This window comes from Streptomyces sp. JW3 (genome assembly GCF_052216785.1).
In the GTDB taxonomy this organism is placed as follows: Bacteria; Actinomycetota; Actinomycetes; order Streptomycetales; family Streptomycetaceae; genus Streptomyces.
Genome location: NZ_JBQOUX010000002.1, coordinates 101,478 through 117,892, shown reverse-complemented (window position 1 = coordinate 117,892; position 16,415 = coordinate 101,478). Strand labels below are relative to the sequence as shown.

Annotated in this window: 20 protein-coding genes; 6 read left to right on the top strand and 14 right to left on the bottom strand. The window is 72.7% G+C overall.

Features of this window, described 5'->3' with window-relative positions:
• The first annotated feature begins 74 nt into the window (after positions 1-74).
• The gene (locus ACTT8P_RS01915) at positions 75-725 is read left to right on the top strand and encodes a hypothetical protein (RefSeq protein WP_442829716.1); all 651 of its coding nucleotides are present in this window, start codon (positions 75-77) and stop codon (positions 723-725) included.
• Here ACTT8P_RS01915 and ACTT8P_RS01910 read toward each other — a convergent pair.
• From ACTT8P_RS01910 to ACTT8P_RS01900, 3 genes are all read right to left on the bottom strand, one after another.
• Positions 718-1,026 (bottom strand): hypothetical protein, encoded by a 309-nt coding sequence (locus ACTT8P_RS01910; RefSeq protein WP_442829715.1) that lies wholly within the window; start codon positions 1,024-1,026, stop codon positions 718-720. The two genes, ACTT8P_RS01915 and ACTT8P_RS01910, sit on opposite strands and share 8 nt — an antisense overlap.
• A gap of 48 nt (positions 1,027-1,074) precedes the next feature.
• Positions 1,075-1,269, bottom strand: a complete 195-nt coding sequence (locus ACTT8P_RS01905; RefSeq protein WP_442829714.1) for a hypothetical protein — start codon at positions 1,267-1,269, stop codon at positions 1,075-1,077.
• A 71-nt stretch (positions 1,270-1,340) separates the two neighbouring features.
• Positions 1,341-2,624, bottom strand: coding sequence for an adenylosuccinate synthase (locus ACTT8P_RS01900; RefSeq protein WP_442829713.1), 1,284 nt, complete (start codon positions 2,622-2,624; stop codon positions 1,341-1,343).
• 207 nt (positions 2,625-2,831) lie between these two features.
• Between ACTT8P_RS01900 and ACTT8P_RS01895 the strand changes: the two genes are divergently transcribed.
• Positions 2,832-3,791 (top strand): diacylglycerol kinase, encoded by a 960-nt coding sequence (locus ACTT8P_RS01895; protein ID WP_442829712.1) that lies wholly within the window; start codon positions 2,832-2,834, stop codon positions 3,789-3,791.
• A gap of 33 nt (positions 3,792-3,824) precedes the next feature.
• Here the strand turns inward: ACTT8P_RS01895 and ACTT8P_RS01890 are convergent, their stop codons facing one another.
• Positions 3,825-4,322, bottom strand: a complete 498-nt coding sequence (locus ACTT8P_RS01890; protein ID WP_442829711.1) for a GbsR/MarR family transcriptional regulator — start codon at positions 4,320-4,322, stop codon at positions 3,825-3,827.
• A gap of 85 nt (positions 4,323-4,407) precedes the next feature.
• Here ACTT8P_RS01890 and ACTT8P_RS01885 point away from each other — a divergent pair, with 85 nt between their 5' ends.
• A complete protein-coding gene (locus tag ACTT8P_RS01885; RefSeq protein WP_442829710.1) occupies positions 4,408-5,304 on the top strand; it encodes an ABC transporter ATP-binding protein in 897 nt (298 codons plus the stop codon).
• Complete coding sequence (locus tag ACTT8P_RS01880; protein ID WP_442829709.1) at positions 5,301-6,872, top strand: ABC transporter permease; 1,572 nt, start codon at positions 5,301-5,303, stop codon at positions 6,870-6,872. The genes ACTT8P_RS01885 and ACTT8P_RS01880 overlap by 4 nt, the downstream gene beginning before the upstream one ends.
• A 19-nt stretch (positions 6,873-6,891) precedes the next feature.
• On the opposite strand, the gene ACTT8P_RS01875 is transcribed toward ACTT8P_RS01880, so the two are convergent.
• Positions 6,892-8,115, bottom strand: a complete 1,224-nt coding sequence (locus ACTT8P_RS01875) for a cytochrome P450 (protein WP_442829708.1) — start codon at positions 8,113-8,115, stop codon at positions 6,892-6,894.
• 243 nt (positions 8,116-8,358) lie between these two features.
• Here ACTT8P_RS01875 and ACTT8P_RS01870 point away from each other — a divergent pair, with 243 nt between their 5' ends.
• Positions 8,359-9,081, top strand: a complete 723-nt coding sequence (locus tag ACTT8P_RS01870) for a dienelactone hydrolase family protein (RefSeq protein ID WP_442829707.1) — start codon at positions 8,359-8,361, stop codon at positions 9,079-9,081.
• 45 nt (positions 9,082-9,126) lie between these two features.
• Here the strand turns inward: ACTT8P_RS01870 and ACTT8P_RS01865 are convergent, their stop codons facing one another.
• The 4 genes from ACTT8P_RS01865 to ACTT8P_RS01850 are packed head-to-tail and all read right to left on the bottom strand — an operon-like array spanning position 9,127 to position 13,308.
• Positions 9,127-10,026, bottom strand: a complete 900-nt coding sequence (locus tag ACTT8P_RS01865) for a class I SAM-dependent methyltransferase (protein WP_442829772.1) — start codon at positions 10,024-10,026, stop codon at positions 9,127-9,129.
• Between the two features lie 33 nt (positions 10,027-10,059).
• Positions 10,060-11,157, bottom strand: a complete 1,098-nt coding sequence (locus ACTT8P_RS01860; RefSeq protein WP_442829771.1) for an NAD(P)-dependent alcohol dehydrogenase — start codon at positions 11,155-11,157, stop codon at positions 10,060-10,062.
• Positions 11,158-11,167: 10 nt separating this feature from the next.
• Positions 11,168-12,556, bottom strand: a complete 1,389-nt coding sequence (locus ACTT8P_RS01855; RefSeq protein WP_442829706.1) for an aldehyde dehydrogenase family protein — start codon at positions 12,554-12,556, stop codon at positions 11,168-11,170.
• Positions 12,553-13,308, bottom strand: a complete 756-nt coding sequence (locus ACTT8P_RS01850; RefSeq protein ID WP_442829705.1) for a (5-formylfuran-3-yl)methyl phosphate synthase — start codon at positions 13,306-13,308, stop codon at positions 12,553-12,555. Before ACTT8P_RS01850 ends, ACTT8P_RS01855 begins: the two co-directional genes overlap by 4 nt.
• A gap of 240 nt (positions 13,309-13,548) precedes the next feature.
• Between ACTT8P_RS01850 and ACTT8P_RS01845 the strand changes: the two genes are divergently transcribed.
• The gene (locus ACTT8P_RS01845) at positions 13,549-14,076 is read left to right on the top strand and encodes an EF-hand domain-containing protein (protein ID WP_442829704.1); all 528 of its coding nucleotides are present in this window, start codon (positions 13,549-13,551) and stop codon (positions 14,074-14,076) included.
• Here ACTT8P_RS01845 and ACTT8P_RS01840 read toward each other — a convergent pair whose 3' ends face one another.
• The 5 genes from ACTT8P_RS01840 to ACTT8P_RS01820 form a co-directional block, all read right to left on the bottom strand.
• Positions 14,077-14,823, bottom strand: a complete 747-nt coding sequence (locus tag ACTT8P_RS01840; RefSeq protein WP_442829703.1) for an SAM-dependent methyltransferase — start codon at positions 14,821-14,823, stop codon at positions 14,077-14,079. It lies immediately after the preceding gene.
• Positions 14,824-14,963: 140 nt separating this feature from the next.
• Positions 14,964-15,149, bottom strand: coding sequence for a DUF397 domain-containing protein (locus ACTT8P_RS01835; protein WP_442829702.1), 186 nt, complete (start codon positions 15,147-15,149; stop codon positions 14,964-14,966).
• The gene (locus tag ACTT8P_RS01830) at positions 15,149-15,286 is read right to left on the bottom strand and encodes a DUF397 domain-containing protein (protein WP_442829770.1); all 138 of its coding nucleotides are present in this window, start codon (positions 15,284-15,286) and stop codon (positions 15,149-15,151) included. The genes ACTT8P_RS01835 and ACTT8P_RS01830 overlap by 1 nt, the downstream gene beginning before the upstream one ends.
• Positions 15,287-15,317: 31 nt before the next feature.
• On the bottom strand, positions 15,318-15,512 hold the full coding sequence (locus ACTT8P_RS01825) for a DUF397 domain-containing protein (RefSeq protein ID WP_442829701.1): 195 nt from the start codon (positions 15,510-15,512) through the stop codon (positions 15,318-15,320).
• Entirely contained in the window at positions 15,512-16,363 is an 852-nt protein-coding gene (locus tag ACTT8P_RS01820; RefSeq protein WP_442829700.1) for a helix-turn-helix domain-containing protein, read from the bottom strand. The genes ACTT8P_RS01825 and ACTT8P_RS01820 overlap by 1 nt, the downstream gene beginning before the upstream one ends.
• Positions 16,364-16,415: the final 52 nt, after the last annotated feature.

Genomic DNA, 16,415 nt, shown 5'->3' with positions numbered 1-16,415 from the left:
CTGCCGCCGCACCTACTACTCTGCCTGCACCACCGTGCTGTCCCGCACCACCGTGCTGTGTGAGGAGTTCTCTTTTGGCCTGTGACCTGTGGCTGGTACCGCTCGTCGACATCTTGTGCCACACCCCGGACAACCCCTTCGCCGAGGAACTCGCGCAGTACGACAAGGTGCTGGCCGAGGCCGGGCTGCCGCCGGTACCGGTGTTCGCGTACATGCCGGGCCTGTCCGGCGAGGTCGCCCCGGTGGCCGGTTTCGACTACGACGCGCTGCACTTCCTGCGCCGCGCCCATCTGCTCCAGCTGTGCGGCCTGCCGGTGACACCGGTCGACGAACTCGGCGGCGACTACGAGCAGTTGCTGGAGATGTTCGAGGCGACGGCCCAGCAGTCGCACCTGGTCTGGCACTACGACCACGCCGGCGCCTACGTCCCGGTCGACTTCCCGCATCCGCTGGCCAACGACGAACTGCTGGCGGGCGGCGGCCCGCTCGGCTCCGCACACGCCCTGCTGCGCGAACTGGAGTCCGTCGCCCCGGCCCTCGGCATCGACCCGGCCAACCCCCCGGCGGCTCCCCGACCGCCCGCCGGGCCGACCGAGTTGGAGGAACCGGCCGCGCCGGCCCCGTACGACCCGAGCCCGTTCGCCCGTGAGCGGCACGTGTGGCTGGGGCTGCACGCGGCGGCCACCCGGAGCCTGGCGCAGGGGTCGATGATCGTGTTCAGCTGAAGCCGGCGCTCCGGCCGATCTGTGTCAGGCCCTTCTCCAGATCCTCGCCGTTCATGATCGGGAAGACCTCGACCTCGGCGTTGAACTGGGTGAAGAACGGTTCCCCGCTGGCGGGCAGGTCCGAGCTGTCCGCCATGTCGAAGACCAGCAGGGCGGTCCGCCGCCCGCCGAGCGGCCCGAAGTACGCCGCCTCCGGCTTGAGCTGGTCCAGGGCGCCCTTCATCGCCTCGGGCATCTTTCCGCTGCGGATCAGCTCGTTCGCCTTCTCGGTGTCCAGCGTCGCCTTGAGCATCACGCGCATGGCCATCACCTTCTTCGTCCCCTTCAGGCTATGCCCCATCGCCGCCCGTCACCCGATGAGCGAGACCCCCGGCGGCCACCGCACCCCGGCCGCCAGCAGCAGCGCCGGGCCCAGGTGCACGGGGCACACCCGCAGCGGCCCCAGCCCGTGCCGGGCGACCTCGAACCGGGCCGGGTCACCGCAGTCCGCGCGGTCTCCGGGGGCGCCGTCGGCGCCGTAGGGACCCTGACAGGAGACGGTCATGCTCCGATACGACACCGCGACCGCGCCCGGCGCCCGTCGAAGGGGGCCGAACGCGGTCGCGGCGGGACGGCTCAGAGGAAGGAGTTGACCTCGATCGTCTCGTCCCGGCCCGGACCCACGCCGATCGCGGAGATCGGCGCGCCGGACATCTCCTCCAGCGCCTTGACGTAGTTCTGCGCGTTCTTCGGCAGGTCGTCGAAGGACTTCGCCTTGGTGATGTCCTCGGACCAGCCGGGCAGCGTCTCGTAGACGGGCTTGGCGTGGTGGAAGTCGGACTGCGAGTACGGCAGCTCCTCGACCCGCTTGCCGTCGATCTCGTACGCCACGCAGACCGGGATCTCCTCCCAGCCGGTGAGCACGTCGAGCTTGGTGAGGAAGAAGTCGGTGAGGCCGTTGACCCGGGTCGCGTAGCGGGCGATCACCGCGTCGAACCAGCCGCAGCGCCGGTCCCGGCCGGTGGTGACACCGCGCTCCCCACCGATGCGGCGCAGCGCCTCGCCGTCCGCGTCGAACAGCTCGGTCGGGAACGGGCCGGCGCCGACCCGGGTGGTGTACGCCTTCAGGATGCCGATGACCCGGCTGATCTTCGTCGGGCCGACGCCGGCGCCGGTGCAGGCGCCGCCGGCGGTCGGGTTGGACGAGGTGACGAAGGGGTACGTGCCGTGGTCGATGTCCAGCAGGGTGCCCTGGCCGCCCTCGAAGAGGACCACCTTGTCGTCCTCCAGCGCCTGGTTGAGGACCAGGACGGTGTCGGCGACGTAGGGGCGGAGCTGCTCCGCGTAGCCCAGCAGCTCCTCGACCACCTGGTCGGCGGTGATCGCCCGGCGGTTGTAGAGCTTGGTGAGCATCTGGTTCTTGACCTCGAGCGCCGCCTCGACCTTCTGGGTGAGGATCGACTCGTCGTAGAGGTCCTGGACCCGGATGCCGACGCGGTTGATCTTGTCGGCGTAGGTCGGGCCGATGCCGCGCCCGGTGGTACCGATCTTCCGCTTGCCGAGGAAGCGTTCCGTCACCTTGTCGACGGTGACGTTGTACGGCGTGATGATGTGAGCGTTGCCGCTGATCAGGAGCTTGGACGTGTCGACGCCACGCTCGTTCAGACCGCTCAGCTCGGAGAGCAGGACCGACGGGTCGACGACGACTCCGTTGCCGATGACCGGCGTGCAGCCGGGGGAGAGAATCCCGGAAGGGAGCAGGTGGAGGGCGTACTTCTGATCGCCCACGACTACCGTGTGGCCGGCGTTGTTGCCGCCCTGGTAGCGCACCACATAGTCGACGGAGCCACCGAGCAGGTCCGTCGCCTTTCCCTTGCCTTCGTCACCCCACTGAGCACCGAGCAGCACAAGTGCGGGCACGCGCGTACACCCCTTCCGGGCGGGGCATGTCCAAGGTCGAGGGCATACGCTTCATGGTTCGTGCTTCGTACACACGAGTCATGGCTCGTACACCGGCGACCTTCGTCGGCCGCAACCCGTCGGACCGGATGCCCCGGAATAGACGAAGCCCCTGGCGCAATCGCGCAAGGGGCTCTTGCACAAAGATGCTACCCGAGGAAGCGAGGCATGGCCGAGGTGGCGACTTCCGCGAGCTCTTCCGCGAGCTGTTCCGCGACGCCCGATCAGCTTCTGGTGGTCGTCGATCCGGTCGCCCGGCGCCTGGACGGTGAGTCCGTCCGGATCGCGAAAGACGTGCTCAGAGCGGGTGCGGCGCATACCAAGGTGTGTCTGCCGGACGATCCGGAGGAGTTCGCCCGGGTGCTGGGGCGGCGCGGTTCGCGGCGGCCGGTGGTGGTCGGCGACGACCGGGCCCTGCTGCGCACGGTGGCCCTGCTGCACCGCCGGCGGGAGCTGGCCGGATGCGCGCTGTCGCTGGTGCCGGTCGGCTCGCAGCTGGCGCTGGCCCGCGCGCTCGGGGTGCCGACCGGTGCGGTGGCGGCGGCGCGGGCGGTGCTGGACGGCACGGAACACCGGCTCGACCTGCTGGTCGACGACAGCGACGGGGTGGTGCTGGGCGCGGTGGGCATCCCGCCGCTTCCCCCGGTGGCCGCCCGGTACGGGGACGCCCGGCCCGGGGAGACCCGGTACGGGGGAACCTACGGGGAGAGCGGGGCGGCGGACGGCCGGACCGCCGGTACCGAGCCGCCGGCCCGGCCCTGGCTGCGCACCTGCCAGTCCCTGGTCCGGACGCTGGCGCATCCGCGTCCGGCGGCCCGGTCCGCGGCGGCGCCGGCCCCCGGTCCGGCCCGGCTGCGGGTGGAGGTGGACGGGGTGACGCTGGTCGACCTGGACCAGCCGGTCCAGGGGGTGTCCCTGACGCCGGGTGCCCCGGGCACGGCCGAGGTGGAGGTGCGGCCGCTGTCGGTCGGCGCGGCGGCGGCCCCGCTGACGGCCCGCGGCCGGACGGTGACCGTCTCGGGAGCGCACTTCCGCTACCGGGCGGACGCGGTGGAGTCGGGCCCGGTGGGGACCCGGACCTGGACGGTACGGGAATCGGCCTGGGGGCTGACGCTGCCGGCGCGGTGAGCGGACCCGCGCCTGAGGGGGCTGCTCAGCCCGTCACCCGAAGCGTTCCTCCCGGTGCACCCGCCACCGTTCCATCATCGCCGCGATCTCCCCGTCGATGAACTCGAAGAAGGCCAGCGTCTCGGACATCCGCCGGCCCGCCGGGGTGTCCGCGCCGAGGCTGGTGACGCCCTCCCCGAGGGCGGCCTCCCAGCGCTTGAGGACGGCCTCCCGGCTGGTGAGCGCCTCGTACCACTGGTCGCTGTGCACCCGGTACCGCTCCCGGCGCGAGCCGGGCTCGCGTTCGCGCGCCACCATGTGCTGCTGCGCGAGGTAGCGCACGCCGCCCGAGACGGCGGCCGGGCTGACCTTGAGCTGTTCGCCGAGTTCCGCCGAGGTCAGCGTGCCCGCGTCGGAGGCCAGCAGGGCGGCGAAGATCCGGGCCGGCATCCGCTGCATGCCGGCCTCGACGAGCTGCGCGGCGAAGCCCTCCACGAACCGTGACACGGCCTCCGGGTCGCGGCCCGTCGTCTCCTCGGTTGGTTCCGTCATCTTTCGATCATCTCTCGATCATCTCTCACAACCTTGACGGTTCCTTAACTTCACAAATTTCTGAATGCAGCGTACGTTCCGAATCATGACGAAGGCAATCAGCGTCTCGGGGCTCCACAAGTCCTTCGGGCGCACGCACGCGCTGGACGGCCTCGACCTGGCCGTCGAGACCGGCGAGGTGCACGGCTTCCTCGGTCCCAACGGCGCCGGCAAGTCCACCACCATCCGGGTGCTGCTCGGCCTGCTGCGCCCCGACTCGGGAGCCGCCCGCGTCCTCGGCCGCGACCCCTGGGCGGACGCGGTGGAGGCCCACCGCCGCATCGCGTACGTCCCCGGCGACGTGACCCTGTGGCGCAACCTCTCCGGCGGCGAGGTCATCGACCTGTACGGCCGGCTGCGCGGCGGTCTGGACCCGCGGCGCCGCGCGGAGCTGATGGCACGCTTCGAACTGGACCCGACCAAGAAGGGCCGTACCTACTCCAAGGGCAACCGGCAGAAGGTCGCCCTGGTCGCCGCGTTCGCCGCGGACGTCGACCTGCTGATCCTGGACGAGCCGACCAGCGGCCTCGACCCGCTGATGGAGGAGGTGTTCCGGCGCTGTGTGCGCGAGGAACGCGACCGGGGCCGCACGGTCCTGCTCTCCTCCCACGTCCTCGGCGAGGTCGAGGAGCTGTGCGACCGGGTCAGCATCGTCCGCAAGGGCCGGACGGTGGAGAGCGGTTCGCTGGCCGAGCTGCGGCATCTGACCCGGACCAGTGTCACCGCCGAGCTGGCCGGCGAGCCGAACGGGCTGTCCCGGCTGCCCGGCGTGCACGACCTCGACATCCGGGGCCACCGGGTCCGCCTCCAGGTCGACACCGCCCACCTGGACGCCGTACTCCGCTCGCTCGGCGAGTCCGGGGTGCGGTCGCTGACCTCGACGCCGCCGACGCTGGAGGAACTGTTCCTGCGGCACTACCAGGACGAGGCGGCGACCCGATGACCGCCTTCGCCGGCACCGGCACCCTGCTGCGCTTCGCGCTGCGCCGGGACCGGGTGCTGATCCCGGTCTGGGCCGGCGTGAACGCGCTGCTGGCGCTCTCCATGCCGAGCACCCTCGACAGCGTGTACGGCACCGCCGCCGCACGCGCCGACCTGGTCCGGCAGGTGGCCGCCAACTCCTCCCTGCGCGCCCTGGTCGGCCCGCTCCTCGGCGACTCGCTGGGCGCGCTGACGGCCTGGCGGGTCGGCGTGTACGTGGCCGCCGCGGCGGCCGTGATGAGCCTGCTGATCGTCGTCCGGCACACCCGGGACGAGGAGGAGAGCGGCCGGGACGAACTGGTCCGGGCCGGGATGGTGGGCCGTCTGGCCCCGCTCACCGCCGCGCTGCTGGCGGCGGCGGTCGCAGGCGCGGTCCTCGCGCTGCTGCTGGCGGTCGGACTGTCCGGGCAGGGCGTAGCCGGCGCGGTCGCCTTCGGGCTGGGCGCCGCGGGCACCGGCCTGGTCTTCGCCACGACGGCCGCGATCGCCGCGCAGCTCACCGAGAGCGCCCGGCTGGCCCGGGGCTTGACGGCGGCGGTGCTGGGCGCGGCCTTCGTGCTGCGCGCGGCCGGCGACTCGGCGAGCACCGACGGCTCGTCACCCCTCACCTGGGTGTCCCCGCTGGGCTGGCCGGAGCACCTGCGCGCGTTCGCCGGCGAGCGCTGGTGGGTGCTGGCGCCGATCGCCGCGGCGGTGCTGCTCCAGGCGGCCGTGGCGTACCGGCTGACCGCCCGCCGGGACGTCGGCATGAGCTTCCTGCCGACCCGGCCGGGACCGGCCTGCGGCCGGCTCGGTACGGCGGGTGCGCTGGCCTGGCGGTTGCAGCGGGGCGGCGTACTGGGCTGGAGCGCGGGCTTCTTCCTGGCCGGGGCCGTCTTCGGCGGGATGACCGAGGGCGCGGCGAAGCTGCTCGCCGACAACGCGGGCAGCCGCGAGATCCTGGCCCGGCTGGGCGGGCCGGGCGCGCTGACCGACACGTTCGTCGCCGCGATGACCGGGATTCTGGGGCTGGTCGCCGCGCTGTACGTGGTGTCGTCGGTGCTGCGGCTGTCCGCCGAGGAGACCTCCGGGCGGGCGGAGCCCGTGCTCGCCGGGGCCGTGGGGCGGCTGCGGTGGGCGGCCGGCCACCTGGTGATCGCCTTCGGCGGCACGGTGCTCGTCCTGCTGCTCGCCGGTCTCGGCTACGCCCTCGGTTACCGCCACGACCCCGGGCCGGTCCTGGCCGCCTGCCTGGTGCAGGTGCCGGCGGTGTGGGTGGTCGGCGGCACGGCGGTCCTGCTGCACGGTCTGCTGCCCCGGGCGGCGCCGGCCGCCTGGGGGGTGGCCGGGGCGGTGCTGCTGCTCGGCTGGATCGGCCCGGCGCTGAACCTGCCGCGGCCCGTCCTGGACCTGTCCCCCTACGGCCACCTTCCCAAGCTGCCGGGCGGGACCCTGACCTGGGGCCCGGTCGCCGTCCTCCTCGGTATCGCGGTGCTGCTGGTGGGCGCGGGGCTGGCGGGACTGCGCGGGCGGGACGCGGTGGTGGGCTGAGCGGGGGCGGCCGCGGTGGTCACCTGACCTCCACCTCGAGCCCCGCCAGCCCCCGGATGACGAAGTTCGGCTTGCGTTCGGGTTCGGCGGCGAGGGCGAGGGTGGGGGCCTGTTCGAGCAGGGCCGTCATCGACGCGGCCAGTTCGATCCGGGCCAGCGGGGCGCCGATGCAGTAGTGCAGGCCGGCGCTGAAGGAGATGTGCGGGTTGTCGCGGCGGGTCAGGTCGAGGCGGCCGGGCGCCGCGAAGACCGCCGGGTCGTGGTTGGCGGACCCGAAGAGCAGCGCCACCTCCGCGCCCCGGGGCAGCACGGTGCCGTCGATCTCGATGTCGTCCAGAACCCACCGTTCGAAGAGCTGGAGCGGGGTGTCGTAGCGCATCAGCTCCTCCACGGCGGTGGGGACCAGGGAGTGGTCGGCGCGGAGCGCGGCGAGCTGTTCGGGGTTCTGGAACAGCGCCCGCCACCCGTTGACGGTGGCGTTCACGGTGGCCTCGTGACCGGCGTTCAGCAGCAGCACGCAGGTCGAGATCATCTCCTGCTCGGTGAGCCGGTCGTCGTCCTCGTCGTGGGCGGCGACCAGACCGGAGACCAGGTCGTCGCCGGGGTGCTCGCGGCGGGCCGCGATCAGCTCGCGCAGGTAGTCGGAGAACTCGACGGAGGCGCGCACCGCGCGGGCCGCCGTCTCCGGCGACGGGTTCAGCTCGTACATCCCGCAGATGTCGGCGGACCAGGGGCGCAGCGGGGCCCGGTCCGCCTCCGGGATGCCCAGCATCTCGGCGATCACGGCGACCGGGAGGGGTTCGGCGACGTCGGTGAGCAGGTCGCCGCCGCCGGCCGCGACGAGCCGGGCCACCAGGTCGCCGGCCAGGTTCCGCACGTACGGCTGGAGCCGCTCGACGGTGCGCGGGGTGAACGCCTTCGACACCAGCCGCCGGATCCGGGTGTGGTCCGGCGGCTCCAGGTCGAGCATGCCGTGGTCGTTGAGGGTGTGGAACGGCTCGTGCGCGGGCGGCGGCGGGGTGCGGCCGAACTCCTCGTGCGAGAAGCGGTGCCGGTACGTGCGGCCCAGGCGGCGGTCGCGCAGCAGCGCGGACACGTCGGCGTGGTGCGGGACGAGCCACTGGTTCGTGGGCGCGTAGTGGTGCACCCGCCCCCGGGCGCGGAGTTCGGCGTAGGCGGGGTAGGGGTCGGCGAGGAACGCCGGGTCCCACGGGTCGAACGCGAGGTCGGATGGTGCCGTCATGGGCGGACGATACGGCGCCGAGGGGGGCGGTGCCCAGCGGGGCCGGCCTGCGTGGCCTGGGGGCAACGGAAAACCCGTTGGCCGACCGCCCCGCCCGCTGCTACCTTTCCGGTGGCCGTGCGAGAGACGAGGAGGTGGTACCCGTGGACGCAGTATCGACGTGGGTGCTCCCCTCCGGGGTCACGGTCGGGCGATAGGTCGTCCGGGAGCGCCGTTCGCAGCGCTCTCCCGAAAGGCACGACCATGCGCTTCACTTCCGAACAACGCCTCGACGACGGCGTCCTGCAACGCGAGTTCACCCTCGGCGAGATCCCCGGCACCCTGTGGACGCCCGCCGCGTCCGGGCCGGCCCCGCTGATCCTGATGGCCCACAACAACGGCCTGCCCAAGCGGGACGCCCGGCTGGTGGCGCGGGCCCGGTTCTGCGCCGCCCACGGCTACGCGGTGGCCACCATCGACGCCGCCGGGTGCGGTGACCGGCCGCGTTCGGCCGCCGCCGAGCAGGCCCGTGCCGAACTGCGGCGGGCGATGCGGGCCGGCGAACCGGTCGACGAGATCTTCGAGTCCCTCGTCGGCCCGCTGGTCGAGCAGGCCGCCCCGGAGTGGCGGACCACCCTGGACGCCCTCCTCGCGCGGCCCGACATCGCCGGCCCGGTCGGCTACTCGGGCTGGACCGCCCTCGGCATCCGGCTGGCGGTCACCGATCCCCGGATCGCGGCCGCCGGTTTCTTCGCCGGCGGTTACGTGCCCCGCGCCCAGCGGGCCGAGGCCCGGCAGGTCACCGTCCCGCTGCTGTTCCTGCTCCAGTGGGACGACGAGGGCAATCCCCGGCAGCGGGCCCTGGACCTGTTCGACGCCTTCGGCAGCAAGGAGAAGACGCTGCACGCCAACCTGGGCGGGCACACCGGCACCCCGTGGTTCGAACTGGAGGACGGGGACCGGTTCTTCGGGCGGCATCTGAAGTAAGGGCGGGCCGTCACACGGTGGCCAGGGGTTCGGCCGGGGGCCCGGTCAGGGCTTGTCCGCGAACACCCACCGGTTGCCGCCCAGCGCGTCGTTCTCCTCCGGCAGCGGGCCGCGGCCGTGCCGGCGGGTGAAGTCGTAGGGGGTGTGCACCGAGGTGGACCAGCCCCTGGCCACCAGGTCACCGCAGGAGTCGGGCCGCGGCTCCCGGTCGAACAGGCCGAGCAGGTCGATGCCGAGCTGCCGGGCGGTCGCGGTGTAGAGCGGGCTGTCGCGGTGGGCCAGCAGGTCCTTGTCGAGCTTGACCTCGTACGCCAGCGCGCTCCCCGCGGCGCTCAGCCGGTCCACGCTGTCGATGAGACCCGTCTCGGCGGCGGGCGACAGGTAGAACAGCAGCCCCTCGGCCAGCCAGACGCTCGGCGCGGCCGGGTCGAACCCGGCCCCGGCGAGCGCGCCGACCCAGTCGGCGCGCAGATCGACCGGCACGGGCACCCGCGCGGCCCTCGGGGTGGCCGCCAGTCCGTCGAGCACCCGGTGCTTGAACGCCAGTACGCCGGCCCGGTCGATCTCGAAGACCACGCACCCGGCGGGCCAGTCCAGCCGCAGGGCCCGGGTGTCCAGCCCCGCCCCGAGCAGCACGACTTGGCGGGCGCCGCTCGTGTGCACGGAGCGGAGCAGGAAGTCGTCGAGGACCCGCGTGCGCAGCCCGAAGTACCGCGCGAACCGTCCCCACAACGGGTCCGCGTCCCCGTCCGGGACCTGGTCCGGGCGGACCGGCCAGCCGGCGCAGGCCGGTGCGGCGCGCACGAAGTGCTCCGCGTAGCCGTCCCGGGCCAGGGCGTCGGGGCGGTGCGTCTCGATCGCCCGGGCGGCGGCGACCAGCAGCGCGGTCACCCCCACCCCGCCGTCCACGCCCTCCTCCTGTGTCTCGCGCGTTGTGCTCACCAGCTCTTCCCCTCCGGTATCAGTACGGGTCCGGTATCAGTACGGGTCCGGAATCAGTACGGGTTTGACCACGCGGCCCGCTTCGCAGTCGCGTTCGGCCTCGTTGACGGCGGCCAGCGGATACGTCCGGATCAGCTCGTCGAACGGGAACAGCCCGGCCCGCCACAGTCCGGTCAGCCGCGGGATCAGCAGCCCCGGCACCGCGTCCCCCTCGCAGATGTGGGAGATCCGCCGGCCCCGGTCCAGCGCCCCCGGCTCCAGCGGCAGCGCGGTGCCCAGCCGGGCCACCAGACCGAGGTGGCCGGTCGGGCGCAGCGCGTGCAGCGCGTCGTTGATCAGCCGGGCGGCGGCGGTGGTGTCCAGCGCGTAGCACGCGCCGCCGTCGGTCAGCCGCCGGATGCGGCCGGGCAGGTCGGGCGCGGCGGCGGGCAGCGGGGTCGCGCCGAACCGTTCGGCCAGGGCGAGCCGTTCCGGGTGCCGGTCGACGGCCACGCTCAGCACGCCCGCGGCGGTCGCCGCCATCACCGCCGCCAGTCCGACCGCGCCCGCGCCGAGCACCACGAGGGTGTCACCGGGTCCGGCAGCGAAGGAGTGCAGGACCGCGCCGGCGCCGGTGAGGAACCCGCAGCCGAGCGGCCCGAGCAGTTCGAGCGGCAGCGCCGGGTCGACCCGTACGGCGTTGCGGGCCGGCACCACCGCGTACCGGGCGAACGAGGACTGGCCGAACCACCGGGGCGCCAGCGCGCCACCCGCCGCGTCGGTGAACCGGGCGGCGTGCTCCGCGCGCCCGCCGAAGAGATTGAGCGGGGCGAAGGTGTCGCAGTAGGCGGGGGCGGCGTTCAGACAGCTGCGGCAGCGGCCGCAGGAGTCGAAGCTCAGCACCACGTGGTCGCCGGCGCCCAGGCCGGTGCCCGGCCCGCCGGTCTCCACCACCACCCCGGCGCCCTCGTGCCCGAGCACCGCCGGCAGCGGGGAGCGGCCCGCCGAACGCCGGACCGCGAGATCGGTCCGGCACATCCCGCAGCCGGCGATCTCGACCAGCACCTCGTCGGCGGCCGGCCCCGAGTGCAGCAGCACCTCCTCGACGCCGAACTCGGCGTCGTACGCGCGCAGTACCGCCGCGCCGAACCGCATCGCCACGCTCTCACGCCTCCGGCCGGGGACGGTGCACGACGAACGGCCGGAGGTTGCCGTACAGCCCCCACGGCCCGCCCGCCACCCCGACGCCGCTCTCCTTGACGCCGGCGAAGGGCTGGGCGAGGGACAGCTCGGCGTGGTGGTTGATCCACGCCGTGCCGCACTCCAGCCGCCCGGCGACCTCCTCGGCCCGGTCCAGGTCGGTCCCCCACACCGAGCCGCCCAGCCCGAACCCGGTGCCGTTGGCCGCGTCGACGGCCGCGTCGAGATCCGTGTACGGCAGTACCGGCAGCACCGGTCCGAACTGCTCCTGCGTCACCACCGCGCTGTGCGCGGGTACGTCCGCGAGGACGGTCGGCGCGAAGAAGTAACCCGGCCGGTCCAGCCGGTGCCCGCCGGCCACCGCACGGGCGCCGTCCGCCAGCGCCCGCGCCGTACGGCTCTCGACCCGGGCCAGCTGGGCGGCGTTGCTGACCGGCCCCAGTTCGGTCCCCGGATCGAGGCCGGCCCCGACCACGACGCGCTTCGCCCGCTCCGCGAGGGCCTCGACCACCTCGGCGTACCGCCCGGCCGGTGCGTAGACGCGTTTGACGGCCATGCAGACCTGCCCGCAGTTGCGGAACGCGGCCCAGAACAACCGGTCCGCGATCCGCTCCACCGCCACGTCCGCCAGCAGGACGGCCGCGTCGTTGCCGCCCAGCTCCAGGGTGACGCGGGCCAGCGAGTCCGCCGCGCCGCGCGCGACGGCCCGTCCGGTGGGGCCGGAACCGGTGAAGGTCACGTGCCGGATGCCCGGGTGGGAGGCGAGCCGGGCGCCGAGCGGTTCGCGGCCGGTGACGACGGTCAGGACGTCCTCGGGCAGGGCGCCGGCGAGGACGGACACCAGCAGCCGGGTGGCCAGCGGTGTGTACGGGGACGGCTTGAGCACCATCGTGTTGCCGGCCGCGAGGGCGGGCGCGAACTTCGCGGACGCGAGCTGGAGCGGGAAGTTCCACGGCACGATCGCGGCGACCGGCCCGAGCGGCCGCCAGCGGATCTCGCTGTGCACGGGTCTGCCGTCCGTGATGGTCCGCGGCCGCGGGGCCAGTTCGGCGAAGTAGCGCAGCCGGGCCGCCGTACGGGCGACCTCCTGGTACGACTCGGCCAGCGGTTTGCCCTGTTCCCGGGTGAGCAGCGGGGCGAGTTCCGCGCCGGCCGCCGCCACCGCGTCGGCGGCGGCACGCAGTGCGGCGCTCCGAGCGCCGTGGTCGGCCCGCCAGCCGCGCCAGGCCGCGTGCGCCCGCGCGACGACGGCGTCCAGGTCGTCGGGGTGCTGGTCGGGGGCCTCGTCGAAGGTCTCGCCGGTGGCCGGGTCGACGACGGCGAAGCTGCGGTTTTGGGGCCGCCCCGCGGTCATGCCGGGGTGACCGCGGCCGCCGCCCGCTCCCCGGCGTGCCGGTCCATCTCCGCGCGGAACGCGGCCACCAGGTGCGGCCGGATCCGCCCGGCGTTGCGGTCACCGCCGTCGCAGACCGCGCCCCGCACTCCCACGATGTCCGTGCCGATCCGGGTCAGCGCGCCGAGGTCGGCCACCTTCACGCTGCCGGCGAGGGCGGCGAGCAGGCCGGCGTCGTGGGCCCGCCGCACGAACTCCGCGCAGCCGTCCGGCTGTACGTGGTCGAACAGCCCGGTCCCGTCCTTGACCGCGGTGTCCAGCATGGCCGCGTCGCAGCCGGAGCGGTGGGCGATGTCGGGCAGGGCGAGCGGGTTGACGCAGCCGATCCGGTGCGCGTCGGCGTATCCCGAGGCGACGACGAGGGCGTCCGGCCGGTGGTCCTTCACCGCCCGCACGACTCCGCGCATCACGTCAATGGCCTGGTCGGGGGTGGTGCAGCCGTACAGCCCGACCTTGATGTAGGTGGCGCCGGACACCACCGCGCCGAGCGCCGCCTGGGCCACCGTGCCGGGCTTGTACGGCACGTCCCCCACGGTCGCGGACACCGGCTTGTCCGCCGGGACCGCGTCGCGGATCTCCCGGATCACCCACGGGAAGTTCGCGCCGAGCGAGCCCTCGTCGGGTTTCTTGACGTCCACGATGTCGAGATGCTCCGCCGCCTTCGCGCAGTCGAGGGCCTCCTCGACGCCGTCCGGGGATATGAGCAGCAACACGGTGACCTCCTGGGATTTCTCGCGGTCCGCTCATCATTGAGGGGGGCCGTGACCGCCGGTAGGGCGCGCGGGGACCGAACGGGGCGTTGCCGGCGTGCCCAGTGCGCCGTGCGCGCCGGTTCCATGCCGGGGCGGCACTGTTTTCACCCTTTCCGCTGACCCGCCGGTCGTCCCCGGGACAACCGGTTCCCGCGACCCCCACAGTGGCCTGGTCCCATCCTGACGAAAGGCTGTGCATCCATGCGTGACGAAGCGGTCAACCGTGTGAGGCTCGTGTTCACCCTGTTCGACGCCGACGGCAACGGGGTGCTGGAGTCCGCCGACTTCGACCTGATGAGCAACCGGGTCGCCGCGGCCGCGCCCGGCGCCGGCGAGGCCCAGCAGCAGGCCATGCGGGCCGGCTTCACGCGCTACTGGAACGCCCTGGTCGGTGAACTCGACGCCGACGGCGACGGCCGGATCAGCTACGACGAGTTCCAGGCGTGCGTCCTGTCCCCGGAGCGCTTCGACGAGGCGGTCGCCGAGTTCGCGGCCGGCTTCGCCCGGCTCGGTGACCTGGACGGCAGCGGCACCGTCAGCCGGCCGGTGTTCACCGGCATGCTGCGGGGCGTCGGCTTCGACCTGCCGAACATCGAGGCGCTCTTCGAGGCGCTCGGCCCGGACGGCGCCGACCGCGTCGGCGTGGCCGCCTGGGAGGCCGAGATCAGGAACTTCTACGCCCCCGACCTCGGCGGCATCCCGGCGGACCTGTTGGCCCCGGCGGCCTGATCAGCGACGCATCAGGGCGAAGACTCCCCAGCCGAGGTACTCCCGCTGGTACCGCGTGTAGCGGACCGGCTCGGTGCTGAGTTCCTCCCGTACCTCGGCGGCCAGTTCGTCCCCGGGGTTCTGGTCCAGCCAGCGGCGCAGGTTGAGCCACTGTGCCGCCCGGTACCGGTCCCAGCTGTCCTGGTCGGCCAGCACCATCTCCACGACGTCGTACCCGAGGCCACCGAACCGCTCGACCAGCTCCGGCAGCGGCAGGAAGTCGTCCTTGCGGTGGGCGTGGCAGGCCCTGGCCGCCTCCTCGTCCGGCACCTCCCGGCGCCAGTACGGCTCACCGACCAGCATCAGGCCGCCGTCGCGGAGACTGCGGCCCAGCAACTCGACGGTGCCGGCCAGGCCGTCGCCGATCCAGGAGGCCCCGAGGCAGGCGACGAGATCGACCGGCTCGTCCGCGACATACCCGGCGGCGTCGCCGTGCGCGAAGCGGACCCGGTCGGCGACGCCGAGTTCGACGGCGCGGGCGCGGGCCTGCTCGGTGGACACCGTGCTGATGTCGACGCCGGTCCCGGTGACCCGGTGGTCCCGGGACCAGGTGCACAGCATCTCGCCCGACCCACTGGCGAGGTCCAGCACCCGGGTGCCGGGCGCCAGTCGCAGCGCCTCGCCGAGGGTGGCGAGCTTGCCGGGGCTGAACGGGTTGTGGATGCGGTGGCTACTTTCGCGGACAGTGAAGATACGTGGCAGATCCACGGTGCGGGTCCCTTGGGTTCGATGAGGTCAGAGCGGTTACGGGGGACAGCCGGCGAACCGTCATCGAACACACCTCTTCTGGGACGTACGGATCTCGAACCCGGCGAATATAGATCCCCCGGGCTGACATCTCCACCGATTTACCGGTCGCCCTCCCCACGCTTCACGGACTCGACGAAGGCGGTGAAGGCAGTGGCGGGGAAGGAGAGGGTGGCTCGGGCCGGGGCCTTGGAGTCACGGATGGCTATCCGGGAGGGGAGTGCGGCGATCTCGACGCAGGTGTTGCCCTCGCCGCCCCCGGAGTACGTGGACTTACGCCAGTTCATCAAAGCTCCTTCTCTCGCTTCACGAACTCGATGAAGGCGGTGAAGGCAGTAGCAGGGAAAGAGAGGATGGCGCGGGCCGGGACCTTGGAGTCGCGGACGGACATGCGGGTGGGGGACTCTGCGATCTCGACGCACATGTCGCCGTCGCCGCCATCGGAGTACGTGGACTTACGCCAGTTCGTCAAAGTTTCTTCCCGGCTTGACAGACTCGATGAAGGCGCTGAACGAGCGGGCAGGGAAGGTGAGAGTGGCTCGGGCCGGGGTCTTGGAGTCACGGATGGCTATACGTGTGGACAGCACTGCGATCTCGACGCAGCTGTTGCCCTCGCCGCCGCCGGAGTACGTGGACTTGCGCCAGGTCATCAGAGGTCCTTCGTCAGTCGGTGAATGAAGTCACGGGACTCCGAGGGGTCCAATGATGATTCTTTCACCGTACGGAACAGCGTTCGAAGCCGATTCAACTGGGCGTCCGCATCGATGAACAAGGTTCCCGTCGGAGAATCGAGGATCCCGGTGTCGAGCTTCGGGACCGGGCCACCCGTGTAGATCATCGACGCATCGGCACCGCCGAAACCATCGCGTTCGACCGGGATGACCCGCACTGCGACGTTCCCCCTCTCGATCTCCTCCAAGATGAGTCGCAGCTGTGACACGGCCGTCCGCCGGTCAGCGACGCGGATGCGCAGGGCGAACTCATGAATGACCGTTTCGTACTCGGTCCGGTCATCACCCTCGATGACCACACGTCTCTTCATTCGGTGCTCCACGCGGGCAGCCCGCTCGCTCTCCGGCAGTTCCGGACGCATGTACCTGAAGACCGCGTGCGCGTAGTCCGGTGTCTGGAGCAGACCGGGTACGTGCGTGATCACCACTTCACGCAGGAACGTCGCATGGTGTTCCGCCTCGGCCAAGTCCAGGTTCACCTGGGGAAGAACTCCTCGGTACTCGTCCCACCACCCCCGCGTACGGTCGGTCGCTATTTTCACGAGGGCATCGATCAGCGCGTGGTCCGTGCATGAGTAAAGGGCAGCGAGCCGCCGCACGCGCGTCTCGCTCACGCCGACGACTCCGCCCTCGATCTGACTCATCTGAACCGAGTCGGCACCCAACAACTGCGCGGCCTCGCGGGCCTTGTACCCTGCGGCCTCCCGCAGTTTCCGTAGCTCGGCACCCAAGCGAATCTGTCGTGCCGTCATTTGCCGTCTCGGCGGCATGAAGTCCTCCTGCGGACGTGACCCGTTCAGGTTCAGAGTACGCGACCCACTT

Bases quoted from the DNA above. Each gene is read 5' to 3' on its own strand.
- ACTT8P_RS01885 (WP_442829710.1), top strand. From the start codon at position 4,408: ATGACGAAGGCAATCAGCGTCTCGGGGCTCCACAAGTCCTTCGGGCGC.
- ACTT8P_RS01870 (WP_442829707.1), top strand. From the start codon at position 8,359: ATGCGCTTCACTTCCGAACAACGCCTCGACGACGGCGTCCTGCAACGC.
- ACTT8P_RS01855 (WP_442829706.1), bottom strand. From the start codon at position 12,556: ATGACCGCGGGGCGGCCCCAAAACCGCAGCTTCGCCGTCGTCGACCCG.
- ACTT8P_RS01910 (WP_442829715.1), bottom strand. From the start codon at position 1,026: ATGCGCGTGATGCTCAAGGCGACGCTGGACACCGAGAAGGCGAACGAG.
- ACTT8P_RS01880 (WP_442829709.1), top strand. From the start codon at position 5,301: ATGACCGCCTTCGCCGGCACCGGCACCCTGCTGCGCTTCGCGCTGCGC.
- ACTT8P_RS01875 (WP_442829708.1), bottom strand. From the start codon at position 8,115: ATGACGGCACCATCCGACCTCGCGTTCGACCCGTGGGACCCGGCGTTC.
- ACTT8P_RS01820 (WP_442829700.1), bottom strand. From the start codon at position 16,363: ATGCCGCCGAGACGGCAAATGACGGCACGACAGATTCGCTTGGGTGCC.
- ACTT8P_RS01835 (WP_442829702.1), bottom strand. From the start codon at position 15,149: ATGAACTGGCGTAAGTCCACGTACTCCGGGGGCGGCGAGGGCAACACC.
- ACTT8P_RS01845 (WP_442829704.1), top strand. From the start codon at position 13,549: ATGCGTGACGAAGCGGTCAACCGTGTGAGGCTCGTGTTCACCCTGTTC.
- ACTT8P_RS01890 (WP_442829711.1), bottom strand. From the start codon at position 4,322: ATGACGGAACCAACCGAGGAGACGACGGGCCGCGACCCGGAGGCCGTG.
- ACTT8P_RS01825 (WP_442829701.1), bottom strand. From the start codon at position 15,512: ATGACCTGGCGCAAGTCCACGTACTCCGGCGGCGGCGAGGGCAACAGC.
- ACTT8P_RS01895 (WP_442829712.1), top strand. From the start codon at position 2,832: ATGGCCGAGGTGGCGACTTCCGCGAGCTCTTCCGCGAGCTGTTCCGCG.
- ACTT8P_RS01905 (WP_442829714.1), bottom strand. From the start codon at position 1,269: ATGACCGTCTCCTGTCAGGGTCCCTACGGCGCCGACGGCGCCCCCGGA.
- ACTT8P_RS01830 (WP_442829770.1), bottom strand. From the start codon at position 15,286: ATGTGCGTCGAGATCGCAGAGTCCCCCACCCGCATGTCCGTCCGCGAC.
- ACTT8P_RS01860 (WP_442829771.1), bottom strand. From the start codon at position 11,157: ATGCGGTTCGGCGCGGCGGTACTGCGCGCGTACGACGCCGAGTTCGGC.